Genomic DNA, 17,179 nt, shown 5'->3' with positions numbered 1-17,179 from the left:
CTGCGAGCCAAGGAATATGGCCAGTCCGAAGGCGTGACGGTCAGTCACTCGCCAGCCGCTGCTCGGCGGCAAGGTGCGCCTCAACGGCCGGTTCAAGGACAGTCGCAAATCCACCGATATCAGTAATCTGATGACTTTCCCGACGGCAGCCGAGATCATCGGCACCGAGCGCCAGCGCACCCGTGCGACCGAGGGCGGGATGCTGCCAGCTTCTCACCGCCGAACTGATCGCGCAGAACAACCTCGTCCGCGCCGAGGCGCTGGTCGCCGAGGGCAAGCCGGCCGACGAGAAGTCGGCAACAATCTCGCTTCGCTGCCGCGCGCACCATTTTTTCTTCTCGGCCGCGCAAGCCATGCCGGTCTGGTGCGGTGCAGCAAAACCCGTTACGGGGGCGGTCATGCGGATCGCGATCATCGATACCAGCAGCACGCGTGCCGCGATCATCAGCGATGGGCTGCGTGAGGCGGGGCTCGACGATCTCGTCCTGATCGATCCCAAAGGGCCGCTCGCCGCGCAGATCGAGGCGGCGCGGCCCGAGGTGGTGCTGATCAACCTCGAAAACCCCAGCCGTGATCTGCTCGAGGATTTCTTCGCCATGTCGCGTGCGATGGCGCGGCCGATTGCGATGTTCGTCGACCAGAGCGATGCCGAGGCGACCGGCGCGGCGATCGATGCCGGCGTGTCGGCCTATGTCGTCGACGGGCTGTCGAAGCAGCGCATCAAGCCGGTCATCGACCTTGCCATTCGACGCTTCCAGGCGTTTTCGCGGCTCCAGCGCGAACTGGACGAGGCCAAGAATGCGCTGGCCGAACGCGCGACGATCGACAAGGCCAAGTCGATCCTGATGAAGCGCCGTAACATCGGCGAGCCCGAAGCCTATGCGCTGCTGCGCGGGCAAGCGATGCGCACCAACCGCCGCATCGTCGAGATCGCCGAGGCGATCGTCACCAGCGAAGCTTTGATGGGGGACCTGTGATGAGCGAGACGATGCGCATCGGGTTCCTGCCGCTGGTCGATGCCGCACTGCCGATCCTGGCGCACGAGCTGGGCTTTGCCGCGCGCGAGGGGCTGAGTCTCGAGCTGGTGCGCGACCTGACCTGGGCGACGGTGCGCGACCGGCTGCTCTATGGCCATACCGACGCGGCACACATGGTCGCACCGCTTGCCATCGCGACGGCGCTGGGCCGCGACCGTCCGGCGGTGCCGCTCGCGGTGCCGTTCGTGCTGGGACTGAACGGTAACGCGATCACATTCTCGACCGCGCTGGCCGATGCCGTGGGTCTCGGCGATTCGCTAGGCGATCCGCTGGCGGTCGGTGCAGCGCTCAGGCAGGTTGCGCGCGATCGCCTGACGGCGGGAAAGCCGCTGCGCTTCGGCGTGGTGCATCGCTATTCGAGCCACAATTACATGCTGCGCTACTGGCTGGCGGGGGTCGGCATCCGGCCCGACGCCGATGTCGAGATCGCGGTGACCAGTCCGCCCTTCGCCGCCGACGCGCTGGCGGCGGGCGAGATCGATGGAATCTGCGTCGGCGAGCCGTGGAATTCGATCTCGGTCGATCGTGGCGTGGGGCATATCGCGCTCGCCACCGCGCAGATCTGGCGGCGCGGGGTCGAGAAGGTGCTGGCGATGCGCGCCGAGGTTGCCGATGAGCGGCGCGAGGCGGTGCTCGCGCTGATCCGCGCGCTGCATGCCGCGGCGGCGCATTTCGTGCAGCCCGAGACGGTCGAGGAAAGCGCAGCGATCCTCGCGCGGCCCGAATATATCGGCGCGTCGCAGGATGCGATCCTGCGCGCGATCACCGACCGCATCCGCCTGACCCCGGGCGGCGAGCCGGTCCATTATCCCGACTTCATGTTCCAGTATCGCGAGGCGGCGAACTTCCCGTGGCGCAGCCAGGCGGCGTGGCTCTATTCGCAGATGACGCGCTGGGACGGCACGCCCTTCTCGGCCGACGCGGCGACCGCGGCATCGGACGTGTTCCGGCCCGATCTCTACCGCGCCGCGCTGGCGGGGACGGGGGCGCCGCTGCCGGGGGCGAGCTCGAAGCTCGAGGGCGGGCTGGCCGAGCCGACCGGGGCGGGTTCGGTGCAGGGCCGGCTGGTGCTCGGCGCCGACCGTTTCTTCGATCATCGCAGCTTCGATCCCGAGGATATCGCCGGATATCTCGCGAATTTGCCGTGACGCGCCGCAGCTAGTTTTGTTGCAAGTGCGAAGAAATCGCTTGCGATTTTGCGGGGGATCAGGCAATTTCGCGTGACTCGGCAAGGCGCCGGGACGAGATAATGCGGCGAGTGTTTCCAACGGGGGGAACCGGGTCCGCGACGGGAAAGGGGATGCGCCCCTTGATCCGACATCAGGCAACGAAGCCGTCAGGACGCGCCAGCAAGGCCGCCGTCCTGGCGGCTTTTTTCTTGTCCGAAGGGGACTGGAAAGTGGCGACGACGTTTCTGGGTGCGCAGGCGCCCGCCAAATCGGGGTTCTGGTCGAGCGGGCACACGCCCACGCTGATCGCGGCGTTTCTGTATTTCGACCTCGCCTTCATGGTGTGGGTGCTGCTCGGGCCGCTCGCGCCGGAGATCGCCAAGACGCTGATGCTGACCCCGGCGCAAAAGGGGCTGATGGTCGCGGTGCCGACGCTGGTCGGCGCGGTGCTGCGCGTGGTCAACGGCCTGCTGGTCGATCGGATCGGGCCGAAGAATGCGGGCACGATCAGCCAGGTCATCGTCATCATCGGCCTGTTCGTGGCGTGGAGCTTCGGCGTCACCAGCTTCGCCGGGACGCTGGCGCTCGGCGTGATCCTTGGGTTCGCCGGGGCAAGCTTCGCCATAGCGCTGCCGCTCGCCAGCCGCTGGTATCCGCCCGAGCATCAGGGCAAGGCGATGGGCCTTGCCGGCATGGGCAATTCGGGCACCGTGCTCGCCGCCTTGTTCGCGCCGGCGCTGGCCAAGCTGTTCGGCTGGAACTCGGTGCTCGGCCTCGCCTGCATCCCGCTGACGATAGTGCTCGCGGTCTATATCGTGCTGGCGAAGGACGCGCCGGGCCGCCCGCCGGCCAAGTCGCTGACCGACTATTTCCAGCCGTTGAAGCAAGCCGACGCCTGGTGGCTGATGGGCTTTTACGCGGTGACTTTCGGCGGTTTCGTCGGCCTTGCTGCGAGCTTGCCGATCTACTTCACCGACCGTTTCGGCCTCACCACGATCCAAGCCGGCTATGCGACCGCGGGCTGCGTGTTCGCTGGCTCGCTGATCCGTCCGCTCGGCGGCGCGCTCGCCGACTCGATCGGCGGGGTCAAGGCTTTGACCGCGGTGTTCATCCTCGCGGCCTTTGCGCTGGTGGGCGTCAGCTTGGCGGAGAGCGTGGCCGGGGCGCTGTTCCTGTTCGTGCTGGCGATGCTGGCGCTCGGCACCGGCAACGGTTCGGTGTTCCAGCTCGTGCCGCAGCGCTTCTCGGCCGAGATCGGCGTGATGACGGGCCTCGTCGGCATGGCGGGCGGCGTCGGCGGCTTCTACCTCGCCTCCTCGCTCGGCCTCGCCAAACAGTGGACCGGCAGCTTCTCGGCGGGCTTCCTGATCTTCGCAGGGCTCGCGCTGGTGGCGCTGGCCGGGCTGACGTTGGTCAAGGGCAAGTGGCGCGCCAGCTGGGGCGCCGCCGACGGCGTGCGGATCTGACCATGCACTTCTCGCTTCAACTGGACTGGACGAACTGATGCAGCTTCAACGCATCGCACGCGCAAAGGACGATATGCGCGAGCATCTCATCGTGATCGGCAACGGCATGGCCGGCTGCCGTGCGGTCGAAGAGATCCTCGCACGCGATCCCGCCCGCTACCGTGTCACGATCTTCGGCGCCGAGCCGCGGGTGAACTACAACCGCATCATGCTCTCGCCGGTGCTGGCCGGGGAGAAGGCGTTCGACGACATCGTCATCAACTCGGTCGAATGGTATGCCGAACATGGCATCGACCTGATCGCGGGCGACCCCGTCATCGGCATCGATCGCGCGGCGAAGACGGTGACCTCGCGCGGCGGGCTCTGCGAGAGCTATGACAAGCTGCTGATCGCGACCGGCTCCGACCCCTTCATCATCCCGGTGCCGGGCAAGGATCTGCCGGGCGTGATCAGCTTCCGCGACATGGACGATGTCGACACGATGCTCGCCGCTGCCGACAAGGGCGGCAGCGCGGTGGTGATCGGCGGCGGGCTACTCGGGCTGGAGGCCGCGCATGGCCTGTCGCTCCGGGGCATGAAGGTGACGGTGCTTCACCTGATGCCGACGCTGATGGAGCGCCAGCTCGACGAGGCGGCCGGCTGGCTGCTCAAGCAGGAGCTGGAGTCGCGCGGGCAGACGGTGCTGACTGGCGCCGACACCGCCGAGATCGTCGGCGACACCCATGTCACCGGCGTCAAGCTCAAGGACGGCAGCGAGATCGCCGCCGACCTGGTGGTGATGGCGGTCGGCATCCGTCCTTCCACGGCGCTGGCGAAGCAGGCGGGGCTAGCGGTCGGGCGCGGCATTCATGTCGACGACCATATGGTCACCTCGGACTCGAGCGTGCTGGCGGTCGGCGAATGCGTCGAGCATGACGGCAACGTCTATGGCCTCGTCGCGCCGCTATGGGACATGTGCCGCAGCCTGGCCGATCACCTGACGGATCAGCCCAGCGGCTATCGCGGCTCGGTCACCTCGACCAAGCTCAAGGTCTCCGGGATCGACGTGTTCTCGGCTGGCGACTTCTCGGGCGGCGACGGCGCCGAGGATATCGTCATGCGCGACGCGGCGCGCGGCGTGTACAAGCGCGTCGTGGTCAAGGACGACCGCATCGTCGGCGCGGTGCTCTATGGCGACACCGCCGACGGCAACTGGTATTTCGACCTGCTCAAGAAGCAGGAGAGCATCGCGGAGGTTCGCGATTTCCTGATCTTTGGCCAGGCCTTCGCCCAGGGAGGGGGGCAAGCGGACCCTAAGTCGGCCGTTGCGGCGCTTTCCGACGATGCGGAAATCTGCGGCTGCAACGGCGTCAGCAAGGGTCAGGTCATTTCGTGCATCGCCAAGGGCGCGCACAGCCTCGACGCGGTGCGCGGCACATGCAAGGCCTCGGCCTCGTGCGGATCGTGCACCGGCCTCGTCGAGACATTGCTCGCGCTTACGCTCGGCGACGAGGTCCAGAGCGGGCCGAAGACGATGTGCAAATGCACCAGCTTCGGCCACGACGATGTCCGCCGCGAGATCGTCGCGCAGGAGATGCGCTCGATCCCGGAGGTGATGCAGAAGCTGCACTGGACGACGCCCGACGGCTGCTCGTCCTGCCGCCCCGCGCTCAACTACTATCTGCTGTGTGCGCTGCCCGGCGAGTATGTGGACGACCAGCAGAGCCGCTTCGTCAATGAGCGGATGCACGCCAACATCCAGAAGGACGGCACCTATTCGGTCGTGCCGCGCATGTGGGGCGGCCTCACCAACCCGAAGGAATTGCGCGCGATCGCCGATGTGGTAGAGAAGTACAATGCCCCGATGGTCAAGGTGACCGGCGGCCAGCGGCTCGACATCTTCGGCATCAAGAAGGAAGACCTGCCTGCGGTGTGGGCGGATCTCAACGCCGCCGGAATGGTGTCGGGCCATGCCTATGGCAAGTCGCTGCGCACGGTGAAGACCTGTGTCGGCTCCGAATGGTGCCGCTTCGGCACGCAGGATTCGACCGGTCTCGGCGTCAAGATCGAGCATATGACCTGGGGCTCGTGGATGCCCCATAAGTTCAAGATCGCGGCATCGGGTTGCCCGCGCAATTGCGCCGAGGCGACGATCAAGGACTTCGGCGTGGTCTGCGTCGATTCGGGTTATGAGCTGCATGTCGGCGGCAATGGCGGCATCCATGTCCGCGCCACCGACCTTCTCTGCAAGGTCGCGACCGAGCAGGAGGCGATGGATTATTGCGCCGCCTTCATCCAGCTCTATCGCGAGGAGGCGCGCTACCTCGAGCGCACCGCGCCGTGGATCGAGCGGGTCGGCGTCGACTATGTGAAGGCGCGGATCGTCGAGGATGATGCCGGGCGCGAGGCGCTCCGCGCGCGCTTCCTCTATTCGCAGAGCTTCAGCCAGGACGATCCCTGGGCGAAGCGAGCGGCCGGCGAGGAGGCCGAGCTGCACCAGCATCTCGCCGAGGTGCGTCCCCTGGAGATCGTCGCATGAGCGCGCACAACCCAAGTAATTCGGGGCAAGTCGGCACTTGGCTCGACATCGGCCCGGTGGACCAGATTTCGCCCGGCAACGCCCGCACCCTGCCGGTGCGCGGCGGCGAGGAGATCGCGATCTTCCACACGCTGGACAACCAGTTCTACGCGCTGGTCAACAAATGCCCACACAAGCAGGGGCCGCTCAGCCAGGGCATCGTCCATGGCTCGGTCGTCGCCTGTCCGCTGCACAATTGGAACATCTCGCTCAAGACCGGCAAGGCGCTGGGCGACGATGAAGGCTGCGTGCCGACGATTCCGCTGAAGGTGGAGGCCGGGCGCATCTATCTGCTGCGCGAGGCGGTGATCCCGGCCCGGCCCGAACCAATGACCGAGGCGAAGGCGGCCTGATGGCGCAAGCGGTCCGCACGACCTGCGCCTATTGCGGCGTCGGCTGCGGTATTCGCGCGACGGTGACGGGCGAGCGGGAAGTGCGGATCGAGGGTGATCCGGACCATCCCGCCAATCGCGGCAAGCTCTGTTCGAAGGGCACACATCTCGGTGAGACGGTGGGGCTGGAGGGCCGGCTGCTTCATCCGATGATCGGGTTGAAGCGCGCGAGCTGGGACAAGGCGCTCAACCTCGTCGCCAAGAAGTTTCGCGACACGATCGCGCAGCATGGGCCGGGCAGTGTCGCTTTCTATGTCTCGGGTCAGCTGCTGACCGAGGATTATTATGTCGCCAACAAGCTGATGAAGGGCTTCATCGGCACGGCGAATATCGACACCAATTCGCGCCTGTGCATGTCGAGTGCGGTCGCCGGGCACACCCGTGCGTTCGGCGAGGATGTCGTCCCGGCGAACTATGACGATCTCGACGCTGCCGATCTGATCGTGCTGGTCGGATCGAACACCGCCTGGTGCCATCCGATCGTCTATCAGCGCATCCGTGCGCGCTGCGAGGCCGGCGCGAAGCTGGTGGTGATCGACCCGCGCCGCACCGAGACCGCCGAAGAGGCCGATCTGCACCTCGCGATCCGCCCGGGCAGCGACGTCACGCTGATGAACGGGTTGCTGGCGTGGTGCCGCGAGGCGGGTGTGATCGATCAGGCGTATCTCGACGCGCACGTCGCGACGCCCGATGGGTTCTGGGACGGAATAGGAGAGGGAAGCGACCTGTGGTCGGTGGCGCGAACCTGCGACGTCGCGCCATCAGACCTCCGGCGCTTCTACGAGATGTTCGCCGCGACGCCGCGCACAGTTACGATGTTCAGCCAGGGCATCAACCAGTCGCTGACCGGCACCGATCAGGTCAACGCGATCATCAACGTCCACCTCGCCACCGGTCGCATCGGCAAGCCGGGCGCAGCGCCCTTCTCGATCACCGGCCAGCCCAATGCGATGGGCGGGCGCGAGGTCGGCGGACTCGCCTCGATGCTCGCCTCGCACATGGACTTCTCGCCTGAGAGCCGCGAGCGCGTGCAGCGTTTCTGGGCATCGCCGGCGATGGCGGAAAAGCCGGGGCTGAAGGCGGTCGATCTGTTCCGCGCGATCGACGAGGGGCGGATCAAGGCGCTGTGGGTGATGGCCACCAACCCGGCGGTATCGATGCCCGACGCCGGGCGCGTGCGTGAGGCGCTGGCGGCTTGCCCGTTCGTGGTGGTCAGCGACGTGATGGCGAGCACCGATACCGGCGCCTTCGCGCATGTCCGCCTGCCCGCCGCCGCCTGGGCCGAGAAGGACGGGACGGTCACCAACAGCGACCGCACGATCAGCCGCCAGCGCGCGATCTTCCCACTGCCGGGCGAAGCCAAGCCCGACTGGTGGATCGTCAAGGAAGTCGGCCGCCGCATGGGGTGGAAGACCGCCTTCACCTATGACCGCGCGGCGGAAGTCTGGCGCGAGCATGCGCGGCTATCGACCTATCAGAATGACGGCGCGCGGCTGTTCGCGCTGCCCGGCGCCGGGGCCGGGGGCAATGCCGCCTATGACGAGATGACGCCGTTCCGCTGGGGCGGCGACCGCCCGTTCGCCGATGGGCGCTATTCGACCCCGGATGGACGCGCGCGGCTGGTGCCGGTGGCGCAAAAGCCGCTCCAGGCGCCGCTCGCACGCTGGCCGCTGACGCTCAACACCGGGCGTTACCGCGACCAGTGGCACACGATGACGCGGACCGGGCTCAGCCCCAAGCTGGCGCGGCACCGCGAGGAGCCGCTGGTCGAAGTGCATCCCGACGATGCCGACGAGCTCGGCATGAGCGACGGTGGGCTCGCGCGGGTCGAGACGCCGCAAGGCGACAGCATCTACCGCGTGCTGCTGACCAACGCGCAACGCCGCGGCGAGATCTTCACCCCGATCCACTGGACCGACCGCACCTCGAGCGGTGGGCGCACCGGGTTGCTGCCGCGGCCGCTGACCGATCCGTTCTCGGGCCAGCCCGGGTTCAAGTTGACGCCGGCACGACTCGATCCGGTCGCGGTCGAGTGGCGCGGATTCCTGATCCTCGCGGGCGAACCCGCCATGCCGCCGCGCTGCCTGTGGGCGACGCGCGTGGCGATCCCCAGCGGCAGCCTGTGGGAGCTGGCGGGGAAGGGCGACGCCGCGCGGCTCGACCAGCTGCTGCCGGCGGGGGAGCGAGTCGAGGCGATCGACCCCGCGCGTGGTACGCGTCGCATCGCGATCCTGCAAAAGGGCAAGCTGGTCGCCGCACTGTTCGTCACGCGCGAGGGCGAGCTGCCGCCGCGCGACTGGCTGATCGCGCAGCTGCGCGAGCCCGAGGCCGCACCGACTTTGCTCGCCGGCCGCGCGCCCGGCGCGCAGCCCGATCGCGGCCCCGTGGTCTGCGTATGCTTCGACGTCGGGCTCAACACCATCCTGACCACCGTGCGCGAGCAGCGGCTGACCGATGTCGCTGCGGTCGGCGCGGCATTGCAGGCGGGGACCAATTGCGGCTCATGCCGGCCTGCGCTCGCCCGGATTCTGGCCGATATGAAGGAGGCCGCCAATGGCTGACGATTTTCCTCAAGGTTCGGTGTGGCTGGTCGGCGCCGGTCCGGGCGATGTCGAGCTGCTGACGCTCAAGGCGGCGCGGCTGATCGCGCGGGCGGAGATCGTGTTCTACGACGCGCTGGTCGGCCCGGACGTGCTGGCGTTGGCCGGTGACGCCGAACTGGTGCCGGTCGGCAAGCGTTCGGGCCGCCATTCAAAAGATCAGGGTTCGATCAACAGCCTGCTCGTCGCCGCGGCGCTGGCGGGCCAGCGCGTGGTGCGGCTGAAGGGCGGCGACCCGGCGATGTTCGCGCGGACGGCCGAGGAAGTCGAGGCGCTGGCAGGGGTGGGCGTGACCGTCCGCATCTGTCCCGGCGTGACCACTGCCAGCGCGGCAGTCGCCGCCGCTGGCACCTCGCTGTCGCTGCGTGGCCTCGCGCGGCGCGTACAATTCGTCACCGCGCATGCTCGCGCGGGCGAGATGCTCGACCTCGACTGGCAGGCGCTCGCCGACGCGCAATCGACGCTGGCTTTCTATATGGGCCGCAGCGCGGCGCGTCAGATCAGCGAGCGGCTGATTGCGGCGGGCTTGTCCGGCGCGACGCCGGTGCTGGTCGCGTGCGATGTCAGCCTGCCCGGCGAGCAGTATCTGCAGACCAGGCTCGATCTGCTGCCGCTGGCGGTACGCGCCATCGCGGACGGGCGGCCGACGCTGATCCTGGTCGGTGAAGCGGTGGCGCAGGCGCCACGGGTGCTGGCGCAGGCGGCGGCCGAGGTCAACGTCGCGGCGCAATAGCGCGTATTTATTGGTCCCAATACGCAAGCGCTGGGATTTCGCGTCCGAAAGTGCCACGGGCTGTCCTGCGCGAGCGAAAGGACGATCGATGAGCGATACGCAGGTGGCGGACAGGCTGAAGGCGGCGATGCGGCGATTGCCCGGACCGGTGGCGCTGGTCACCACCGCCGACCCGGACGGCGGCGGCTATGCCGGCCTTGCTGCCTCATCGGTGATCCCGGTGTCGATGGGCCCGCCCTCGATGCTGGTGGCAGTCAACCGCAACGCCAGCGCGCATGACGCGATCGAGCGCGCCGGGCGGTTCTGCCTCAATCTGCTGTGCAACAGCCAGGCCGAGCTGGTCGGGCTCTTTTCCAGCTCGGCGCGCCGCGCCGAACGCTTTGATGGCGAGCGCTGGGCGGACCGCGACGGCCTGCCTTATCTGCCCGGCGCCTGCTTCAGCATCTTCTGCGACGTCGCACAGACGCAGGTCTTCGGTACGCACGAGCTGTTCATAGGCACCGTCCAAGAGGTGCTCGCCGGCACCGGTACGGACCCGATGGGCTGGATCGAGGGCGGGTTCGCCCGGCTTCAGGCGCTCGAGGCGCTGGGCGGCTGATCGCGATCGAGCCTGCATCCACACCGCCTCTTTTTTCGTATCTCCCGTATCCCATATCGGAGAGATGCCGATGAATCGCCGTAACATCATCGCCGCCACGCTTGGCAGTACCGCCTGGTTGCTCTGGTCGCGTGACGCGGGCGCGGCGCAGGCGTTCGAGGTCAGCTATTCCGACGCCGAATGGCGCCGCCGGCTCTCGCCGCAAGCCTATCGCGTGCTGCGCCAGCAGGGCACCGAACGCGCCGGGTCAAGTCCGCTCGACAAGGAGAAGCGCGCCGGGCTGTTCGGCTGCCTCGGTTGCGGGCTGCCGCTGTTCCATTCGCGCACCAAGTTCGAGAGCGGCACCGGCTGGCCGAGCTTTTACGCGCCACTGCGCAATGCGGTGCGCACGCGTACCGACAACGCGCTGGGAATGCGGCGAGTGGAGGTGGTGTGCCGCCGGTGTGGCGGGCATCTCGGCCATGTCTTCGACGATGGCCCGCAGCCGACCGGCAAGCGTTACTGCATGAACGGGGTGGCGCTGATCTTCAGGCCGGACAAGGCCTGAGGTTTACTTCTGCAGTGACGTCTCGATACCGAACTTCGAGAGATCGACCGATGCGATGGTCACCTGCGGGAACGCATCGTGCTGCTGCATCTTCGGCGCATCGCCCGAATAGATGAAGCCGTTGACCGGATAGGTCGAGGTGCCGAGCCCGCCATTGCTGGCGAACCAGACCTTCACCTTGCTCCAGTCGCCACGCTCGGATACGTCGATCGCGATCACATTCTTCTCGACGCCGCCACGGCGCGACCAGTTGGCGTGGGTCAGCATCACTTCGCGGTCGCTCAGCACTTTCGACACCATCGCGACATGACCGAGGCGCATGCGCTGGGTTGGCGCGAACGACATGACGGCGCCTTCGACCGGCTCGTTGCCGCGCTCGTAACGGCCCTGCGCCTGGCTCCACCAAGTGTGCGCGTTGCCGAAGATCTGAACGCCGGAGATCATCCGGGCATAGGGCGCGCACTGCCAGAACTGGGCGTTGGCAGGTGCGATTGTCGCAAGGCAAAGCGCCGCCACCAGCGCGAATCGCGCCGTCAAAGCACCGAACGTCATGGAATTTCCCCGACCCCGAATCTCGATGATGGGGTGGTGGCAGAATGGTTCCGGCGAGCCTAGACCCCGGCCACGCCAATGGGATGAACCGTTTCGTCGCGGCGATGACTGACATTTTGTTCATGCTGCGACGCACAAATCCAGGCTTTGCGCGCTCCATGTTGCGCGAAAGACGCGCTCCAACCGCAATCAGGTGCGCGTCTTCCATTCGTCGCAACGCATGTTGCAACGCAAAACTATCTGTGATTCCATCCTGAACGGTGGCCAACGCGGGGTTAAGGGGCGCGTTAACCATCTGGGCGCATGATCGCTGGCGACGGCGATGATGCCGGGCAATGAGTGGGGTGGGAGTTTTGGAGCATGAGCGCGAGGAGTAAGCCAGCCGAAGGGGCCATGACACTGGCCGAGATGAAGGAATTCGCGGGCTTCACCGCGGCGACGCAGCGGTATATCCGCCGCTCGCTCGATGTGGGGCTTGAGCGGCACGATGCGATGGAGCGCTGGTCGCGCGACACGGTCGAGACCGCCAGCATTCGCGCCCAGGCGCATATGTACGACCGCATTCCCGAAATTCGCGCACTCGTCCCCGACGATAGCGGCCTCGACGCGATGGAGCCGTTCATGGCGCCGCTGGTGACGGTCTCGGCGTTCGACCTGGGGCAGGGCCGGCTCACCAGCTTCTCCGCTTACCGCTTCCTCTATGAGCGGTTGATCGGCGCCGAGGTGCGGCCGTGGCTGCCCGCGGCGTTCTGCGCGGCGGCGGCGCTACCGCATCTGCACCCGGATCTGCGGCGCAAACTGCTCCAGTCGATCAGCGAAGCCGCGGCGACCGCGTCGGGCTGGTCGAACCGCCAGCCTGCTTTCTTCCCGCAGTGGGTGGAAAAGGTCGGCGCCGAGCCGCAGCCGAGCTAAGGTTCAACGGCACACCCGCCATCCCATCTCGCCCCGGCTCGCCTGGTCGAGGTGGAGATGGTCGCGGTGGGCGTCGTTATAGTCCGGCGACAACACGGTCGCGAACACCCCGCACGCGTCATTGCGCACGTCGCGCAGGAAATGCGCCTTCGACCCCTTCTCCGCCCAGTCGCCAACGATCGTGATGCGCGTGCCGTCTTCCAGCCGGAAGGCGGAAATATCCACCGCATCCGCCGTCGCATGCTCGCTCCAGCTTGCGCCTTCGCGATTATACGTGCGGCGGCAATTATAGCTGCCGAAATGCTCGATCTCGGTCACGCGCTGCCCGAAATGCCGCCGTGCGGCGGGCTGCACTGCCTCCCATTCCCACACCGCGAGCGCAGCCGCTACCGGGCAGGCGACGCCCAGGTCGCGCGGCGCAAAGCCGATCCGCCGCGATCCGCCGGCGGTCAAGCGCACTGCATCGGCATAGCCGCACTGCTCGTCCTCACGGCGCGGCGGTAGCGCGGTATAGCGCACGCCCGCCTTGTCGAGTGAGGCGCGGCACGCCGGAAAATCCTCGGTCAACCCGGCCAACTTGCGTCCGGTGAATAATCCGACTGGCTGGCCGAGGTCGAGATCGGTCCAGGGCAGATCCTGCGGCCGGCTCTTGCCCAGCGCATAGATGGCGAGCGCGATCGTGAGCAGCAGCGCCGCGATCACCACCGCGCCGGTAACGGTCCGCAGCGCCTTCATCCGCGCAGCGCGCTGTGCCGGGGCTGCGAAGTCACGGGATAGCCGAGCCCCTCGGGAATGCAGAGATGCGACTCGCCGCCGCGATCCTCCAGCCATGGCGTGATCGTCGTCACCGGATGCGCGCGGGCATGTGCAACGGCCGCATCGAAGCTGTCGAATTGCGCCAGCCGTTCGAGGTTGCGCCGTGTCGGGAAGATGATCTGCGCGCGCCCGGCATCTGCCTCGACCAGAACGTCTGCGGCGCTGGCCCATAGCAGCCGAACGCTCTCGCCGCCGTCCGCCACCGGTTCGGGCGCGTGGTCGGGCAGGCGGGCGAGATAGAAGCGCGTGTCGAACACGCGATGCGTTACGCCTGCATGCGGCAGCCACCTCGCGAACGGGATCAGGGCGTCGAGATCGAGCGCGGCCGCCTCGAGAAGTTCGCCCAGCGCCGCTCCGCTGGCGAGCGCCGCGCGCATCGCCAGCGTGTCGCATGCGCCCCGAAGCCCCACCGGCAATCCGACCTCCTCGATCGCCTCGCGGATCGCCGCGATACGCGAGGCGGTGTCGCCGGGATCACCGCCGATCAATCCGGCCAGCGCGACGTCGCCCGGATCCACCCGTCCGCCAGGAAACACCAGCGCGCCGCCCGCAAAGCGCATCGTCGCCGCACGCTCCACCATCAGCACTTCGGGCGGACCGTCGCCGCGCTCGCGCATGACGACGACGGTGGCAGCGGGGATGATTTGCGGATCGCCGGTTGTCATTGCCAAAATGTAGGCAAGTGGACGGCGCGGGGAAAGCGCGATGACTGGCGATCTGCCCGCTACAGCAATTGCGCCTGCCCGCTGCCGCCCTCGCGTGCCGTCGGGCGGAATGATACCGGATCGATCAGCGGGATATCCGGCCGCTTGCCCCCGAACAGCTCGTCGATCGTCAGGATCTGAAGCCGCGCATAGCTGCGCCCCATCGCCTCGGAGTGGAAGCGGCCGACGGCGGCAGCCTCGCGCAGCATGGGCGCCGACGGCGGCGACCGGCTGAGCAGCACGCCGATCGGCGCGCGTTCGCGGGCCATCACCGAATGGAGGTCCCGCACCATCCCGACGCAGACATGCTCACCACCCTTGACGGACACCACCGCCTTCGCCGTGCGCCGCCGCTCGGGGCGGAAATAGATGATGCCGTCGATTCCGCCGTCCGGCCCTTTTTTGCGCCCGCCGGCCGGGACGGCGTCGACCATCGAGATCGCCCACCATTGGAACTGGAACGGGTCGCGCCGGGCCAGATCGGCGGCGGACGCGCTGTCGCGCGGTGTGCCTTCCACGCGCAGCGCGAGGCCGGGAAACGCCGCTTTCATGCGCCGCTCGATCAGGCTGATCGCCAGATGCGTGATGTCGATCCCGGCCCAGCGCCGCCCGAGCTTCGGCGCCGCATGGACTGCGGTACCGCAGCCGCAAAACGGATCGAGCACCACGTCGCCGAGGTTGGACGAAGCGGCGATGATCCGCTCGAGCAGCGCCAATGGCTTTTGCGTCGGATAGCCGAGCCGTTCCTGCGCCTGCGAGTTCAGCGCCGGAATGTTGCTCCACAAGGCCTGCACCGGGACGCCGCGAGCCTCATTGAGATAGCGTTTGAGCCGAATGCCGCCATTGCGCGTGAAATGCAGCCGGCCCTCGCGGTTGAGCCGTTCCATCGTCTCGGGCGGCATTCGCCACAGCGATTCGATACCCTTATAGGTATAAGGGTAGCCACCGCCGGACAGTCCCTTCGCGGTGAGATTGTCGTCCATCCAGCGGCGCCCGTTGGGATCGCAGTTGCGGAAGCGGCTTTCATAGTCGGCTTCATAGGGCGTGAACTGCGCGTTCCAGACCGGCCTCGCGCCCTTGGCGTAGAACAGCAGCGTATCGGTGTTGCGGCCATGGCGGCCGCCGTCGCTATGCGCCGAGGTGCGCTTCCAGGTGATCTCGTTGCGGAACCGCTCGGGGCCGAAGATGCTGTCCATGACCAGCTTGAAGTAGTGGCTCGCCGTGGGATCGCAGTGGAGATAGATGCTGCCCGTTGGCCTCAGCACGCGAGGCAGCTCGATCAGCCGCACCGTCATCATCGCCAGATAGGCCATCATGTCGTTGTCGCCGAGCGAGGCGCGGATCGCCGCCAGCATGTCAAAGGCGCGCGTGCGGCCGCTCTGCATCACCTGGAAGGCGTCCTCGGCGGCATCGTTCCAGTGCCAGCTATCCCGAAACGCCTCGACTTGCGCCTCGGACTCGCGGCCGGCGGGCGAGCGGAACAGGATGTTGTAGTTGGCGTTCGAGTTGAACGGCGGATCGAGATAGATGAGGTCGACCGATTCGTCGGGAATGCAACTGCGCAGCACGCTCAGATTGTCGCCGTAGAACAGGTGGTTCGACAATCGCATCTGGCGTTCCCACTCGCGGCGGCTCGGGAACGCTACAAGTTCATTTGGCGTATATGCGTCGAGCTTCATCCGTTCTGACCCCATCTGTTTGGGGCAAGCTAGTTAGCGACGCATCGACTCGCGTTGGAAACGCATCCGAAACGAAATTATCGGTCCGGTCGCGGCGACCCTTTCGAAAAAAGCGCTCCCGATCATCCATTTAGCTGGATCACATGATGCAAAACGGCAGCGAAAGACTCAGTAGCGGCTCAATTCCACCGGCATCTTCTTGTAGCCATGGACGAAACACGCCGCGACTCGCTCCGGCTCGCCTACGACGTTCGCGCGCAACCGGCGCTTCGCCATCTCTTCCATCAGCACGCCGATCTGCAATTCGGCCAGCCGCGCGCCGACGCAGCGGTGGATGCCGTGACCGAAGGCGAGGTGGCGGCGCGCGTTGGGGCGGTCAACGATGATCTCGTCGGGCCGCTCGAACACGTTCTCGTCGCGATTGGCGGAGAGATACCACAGGACGAGCTTGTCGCCCTCGCGGATCTGCTGGCCCATCAGCTCGGCATCGGCGGTCGCGGTGCGGCGCATATGCGCGAGCGGGGTCTGCCAGCGGATGATCTCCTGCGTGGCATTGGCGATCAGCGAGGGGTCGGCTTCTAGCCTGGCGCGCTGGTCCGGGAATTGCTCGAGTCCCCAGGCATAGGCCGACATCGAGTTGCGCGTGGTGTCGTTGCCGCCGACGATCAGCAGGATGAGGTTTCCGAGGAACTCCATCTGATCCATCTCGGCCATCGCGTCGCTATGGATCATCATCGAGATGAGGTCGGGCGTCGGGTCCTTGCCGACCTTGGCGTTCCACAGCGCGCCGAATTCCGACGCGCACTGGAACAGGATCGCGCGGCGCTCCTCCTTCTTCACGGGGTCCTTGGCGATCTCGATATCGCCGGCCCAGTCCGACCAGTAGGTCAGTTTGCGTCGCTCCGCCCATGGAAAATCGAACAGCAACGCCAGCATCTGGGTGGTCAGCTCGATCGAGACGCGATCGACCCAGTCGAACGTCTCGCCGACCGGCAGCGAATCGAGGATCTCGGCGGTGCGCATCCGGATATCACCGGTCATCCGCTGCATCTCGCTCGGCGTGAAGGCCGGGGCGACGGTGCGGCGCTGGCCGGTATGCTTGGGCCGGTCCATCGCGATGAACATCGGCATCTTGATGTCTTCGGGCATCAGGTCCGCGACGGTGATGCCGCCAGCCTGCGAGGAATAGAGCTCGGGGAGCGATTCGACCTCGACGATCGGCTTGTAGGTCGAGAGCGACCAATAGGGGCCGAACGCCGACTCCTCGCAGCGATAGACCGGCGCTTCCGCGCGCAGCCGGCGAAAGGGCTCGTGCCAGCGATCGTCGCGGTAGAGTTCGGGCCGCGTGACGTCGAGCGGATCGGCCGCCAGCGCGGTTTCACTTGCCAGACTCGCCATCACGCTCTCCCTTCACTGG

Annotated in this window: 16 protein-coding genes; 10 read left to right on the top strand and 6 right to left on the bottom strand. The window is 67.0% G+C overall.

All coding sequences use genetic code 11. From position 1 onward, the window contains the following. Positions 1-40: 40 nt before the first annotated feature. A complete protein-coding gene (locus tag M9978_RS11085; RefSeq protein WP_254293110.1) occupies positions 41-415 on the bottom strand; it encodes a hypothetical protein in 375 nt (124 codons plus the stop codon). Here M9978_RS11085 and M9978_RS11080 point away from each other — a divergent pair. The 9 genes from M9978_RS11080 to msrB all read left to right on the top strand — a co-directional run bounded on the left by M9978_RS11080 (position 399) and on the right by msrB (position 11,099). After that, entirely contained in the window at positions 399-977 is a 579-nt protein-coding gene (locus M9978_RS11080) for an ANTAR domain-containing response regulator (protein WP_254293108.1), read from the top strand. The two genes, M9978_RS11085 and M9978_RS11080, sit on opposite strands and share 17 nt — an antisense overlap. Next, a complete protein-coding gene (locus M9978_RS11075) occupies positions 977-2,185 on the top strand; it encodes a CmpA/NrtA family ABC transporter substrate-binding protein (protein WP_254293106.1) in 1,209 nt (402 codons plus the stop codon). Before M9978_RS11080 ends, M9978_RS11075 begins: the two co-directional genes overlap by 1 nt. A gap of 251 nt (positions 2,186-2,436) precedes the next feature. Further along, a complete protein-coding gene (locus M9978_RS11070; RefSeq protein ID WP_254293105.1) occupies positions 2,437-3,672 on the top strand; it encodes a nitrate/nitrite transporter in 1,236 nt (411 codons plus the stop codon). A 37-nt stretch (positions 3,673-3,709) separates the two neighbouring features. Beyond that, the gene (gene nirB / locus M9978_RS11065) at positions 3,710-6,190 is read left to right on the top strand and encodes a nitrite reductase large subunit NirB (RefSeq protein ID WP_254293104.1); all 2,481 of its coding nucleotides are present in this window, start codon (positions 3,710-3,712) and stop codon (positions 6,188-6,190) included. Then, positions 6,187-6,582: a nitrite reductase small subunit NirD gene (gene nirD / locus M9978_RS11060; RefSeq protein ID WP_254293103.1), complete on the top strand. Its 396-nt coding sequence runs from the start codon at positions 6,187-6,189 to the stop codon at positions 6,580-6,582. Before nirB ends, nirD begins: the two co-directional genes overlap by 4 nt. Next, positions 6,582-9,182, top strand: coding sequence for a nitrate reductase (locus M9978_RS11055; protein WP_254293102.1), 2,601 nt, complete (start codon positions 6,582-6,584; stop codon positions 9,180-9,182). Before nirD ends, M9978_RS11055 begins: the two co-directional genes overlap by 1 nt. Next, positions 9,175-9,954 (top strand): uroporphyrinogen-III C-methyltransferase, encoded by a 780-nt coding sequence (gene cobA, locus M9978_RS11050; RefSeq protein WP_254293101.1) that lies wholly within the window; start codon positions 9,175-9,177, stop codon positions 9,952-9,954. Before M9978_RS11055 ends, cobA begins: the two co-directional genes overlap by 8 nt. A gap of 88 nt (positions 9,955-10,042) precedes the next feature. Continuing rightward, positions 10,043-10,552 carry a flavin reductase family protein gene (locus M9978_RS11045; protein ID WP_254293100.1) on the top strand — a complete coding sequence of 170 codons (510 nt, stop codon included), beginning with the start codon at positions 10,043-10,045 and terminating at the stop codon, positions 10,550-10,552. Positions 10,553-10,616: 64 nt separating this feature from the next. Then, a complete protein-coding gene (gene msrB, locus M9978_RS11040) occupies positions 10,617-11,099 on the top strand; it encodes a peptide-methionine (R)-S-oxide reductase MsrB (RefSeq protein ID WP_254293099.1) in 483 nt (160 codons plus the stop codon). 3 nt (positions 11,100-11,102) lie between these two features. Here the strand turns inward: msrB and M9978_RS11035 are convergent, their stop codons facing one another. Next, positions 11,103-11,651 carry a CHAP domain-containing protein gene (locus M9978_RS11035; protein ID WP_254293098.1) on the bottom strand — a complete coding sequence of 183 codons (549 nt, stop codon included), beginning with the start codon at positions 11,649-11,651 and terminating at the stop codon, positions 11,103-11,105. A gap of 360 nt (positions 11,652-12,011) precedes the next feature. On the opposite strand from M9978_RS11035, the gene M9978_RS11030 reads away from it, so the two are divergent. Further along, positions 12,012-12,563, top strand: coding sequence for a hypothetical protein (locus M9978_RS11030; protein ID WP_254293097.1), 552 nt, complete (start codon positions 12,012-12,014; stop codon positions 12,561-12,563). A gap of 3 nt (positions 12,564-12,566) precedes the next feature. Here M9978_RS11030 and M9978_RS11025 read toward each other — a convergent pair whose 3' ends face one another. The 4 genes from M9978_RS11025 to M9978_RS11010 form a co-directional block, all read right to left on the bottom strand. Next, positions 12,567-13,298, bottom strand: a complete 732-nt coding sequence (locus M9978_RS11025) for an extensin-like domain-containing protein (protein ID WP_254293096.1) — start codon at positions 13,296-13,298, stop codon at positions 12,567-12,569. After that, positions 13,295-14,044: an NUDIX hydrolase gene (locus M9978_RS11020; RefSeq protein ID WP_254293095.1), complete on the bottom strand. Its 750-nt coding sequence runs from the start codon at positions 14,042-14,044 to the stop codon at positions 13,295-13,297. The genes M9978_RS11025 and M9978_RS11020 overlap by 4 nt, the downstream gene beginning before the upstream one ends. 59 nt (positions 14,045-14,103) lie before the next feature. Continuing rightward, on the bottom strand, positions 14,104-15,762 hold the full coding sequence (locus M9978_RS11015) for a DNA methyltransferase (protein WP_254293094.1): 1,659 nt from the start codon (positions 15,760-15,762) through the stop codon (positions 14,104-14,106). Positions 15,763-15,930: 168 nt separating this feature from the next. Continuing rightward, positions 15,931-17,160: a cytochrome P450 gene (locus M9978_RS11010; protein ID WP_254293093.1), complete on the bottom strand. Its 1,230-nt coding sequence runs from the start codon at positions 17,158-17,160 to the stop codon at positions 15,931-15,933. Between the last annotated feature and the right edge of the window lie 19 nt (positions 17,161-17,179).

The sequence above is a fragment of the Sphingomonas tagetis genome, from assembly GCF_024211275.1.
Taxonomy (GTDB): Bacteria; Pseudomonadota; Alphaproteobacteria; order Sphingomonadales; family Sphingomonadaceae; genus Sphingomonas; species Sphingomonas tagetis.
Note: the sequence above shows the minus strand (reverse complement) of the source record. Positions and strands in the feature narration are given on the sequence as shown.

Bases quoted from the DNA above. Each gene is read 5' to 3' on its own strand.
- M9978_RS11080 (WP_254293108.1), top strand. From the start codon at position 399: ATGCGGATCGCGATCATCGATACCAGCAGCACGCGTGCCGCGATCATC.
- M9978_RS11085 (WP_254293110.1), bottom strand. From the start codon at position 415: ATGATCGCGATCCGCATGACCGCCCCCGTAACGGGTTTTGCTGCACCG.
- M9978_RS11075 (WP_254293106.1), top strand. From the start codon at position 977: ATGAGCGAGACGATGCGCATCGGGTTCCTGCCGCTGGTCGATGCCGCA.
- nirB (WP_254293104.1), top strand. From the start codon at position 3,710: ATGCAGCTTCAACGCATCGCACGCGCAAAGGACGATATGCGCGAGCAT.
- nirD (WP_254293103.1), top strand. From the start codon at position 6,187: ATGAGCGCGCACAACCCAAGTAATTCGGGGCAAGTCGGCACTTGGCTC.
- M9978_RS11055 (WP_254293102.1), top strand. From the start codon at position 6,582: ATGGCGCAAGCGGTCCGCACGACCTGCGCCTATTGCGGCGTCGGCTGC.
- cobA (WP_254293101.1), top strand. From the start codon at position 9,175: ATGGCTGACGATTTTCCTCAAGGTTCGGTGTGGCTGGTCGGCGCCGGT.
- M9978_RS11045 (WP_254293100.1), top strand. From the start codon at position 10,043: ATGAGCGATACGCAGGTGGCGGACAGGCTGAAGGCGGCGATGCGGCGA.
- msrB (WP_254293099.1), top strand. From the start codon at position 10,617: ATGCCGATGAATCGCCGTAACATCATCGCCGCCACGCTTGGCAGTACC.
- M9978_RS11035 (WP_254293098.1), bottom strand. From the start codon at position 11,651: ATGACGTTCGGTGCTTTGACGGCGCGATTCGCGCTGGTGGCGGCGCTT.
- M9978_RS11030 (WP_254293097.1), top strand. From the start codon at position 12,012: ATGAGCGCGAGGAGTAAGCCAGCCGAAGGGGCCATGACACTGGCCGAG.
- M9978_RS11025 (WP_254293096.1), bottom strand. From the start codon at position 13,298: ATGAAGGCGCTGCGGACCGTTACCGGCGCGGTGGTGATCGCGGCGCTG.
- M9978_RS11020 (WP_254293095.1), bottom strand. From the start codon at position 14,044: ATGACAACCGGCGATCCGCAAATCATCCCCGCTGCCACCGTCGTCGTC.
- M9978_RS11015 (WP_254293094.1), bottom strand. From the start codon at position 15,762: ATGAAGCTCGACGCATATACGCCAAATGAACTTGTAGCGTTCCCGAGC.
- M9978_RS11010 (WP_254293093.1), bottom strand. From the start codon at position 17,160: ATGGCGAGTCTGGCAAGTGAAACCGCGCTGGCGGCCGATCCGCTCGAC.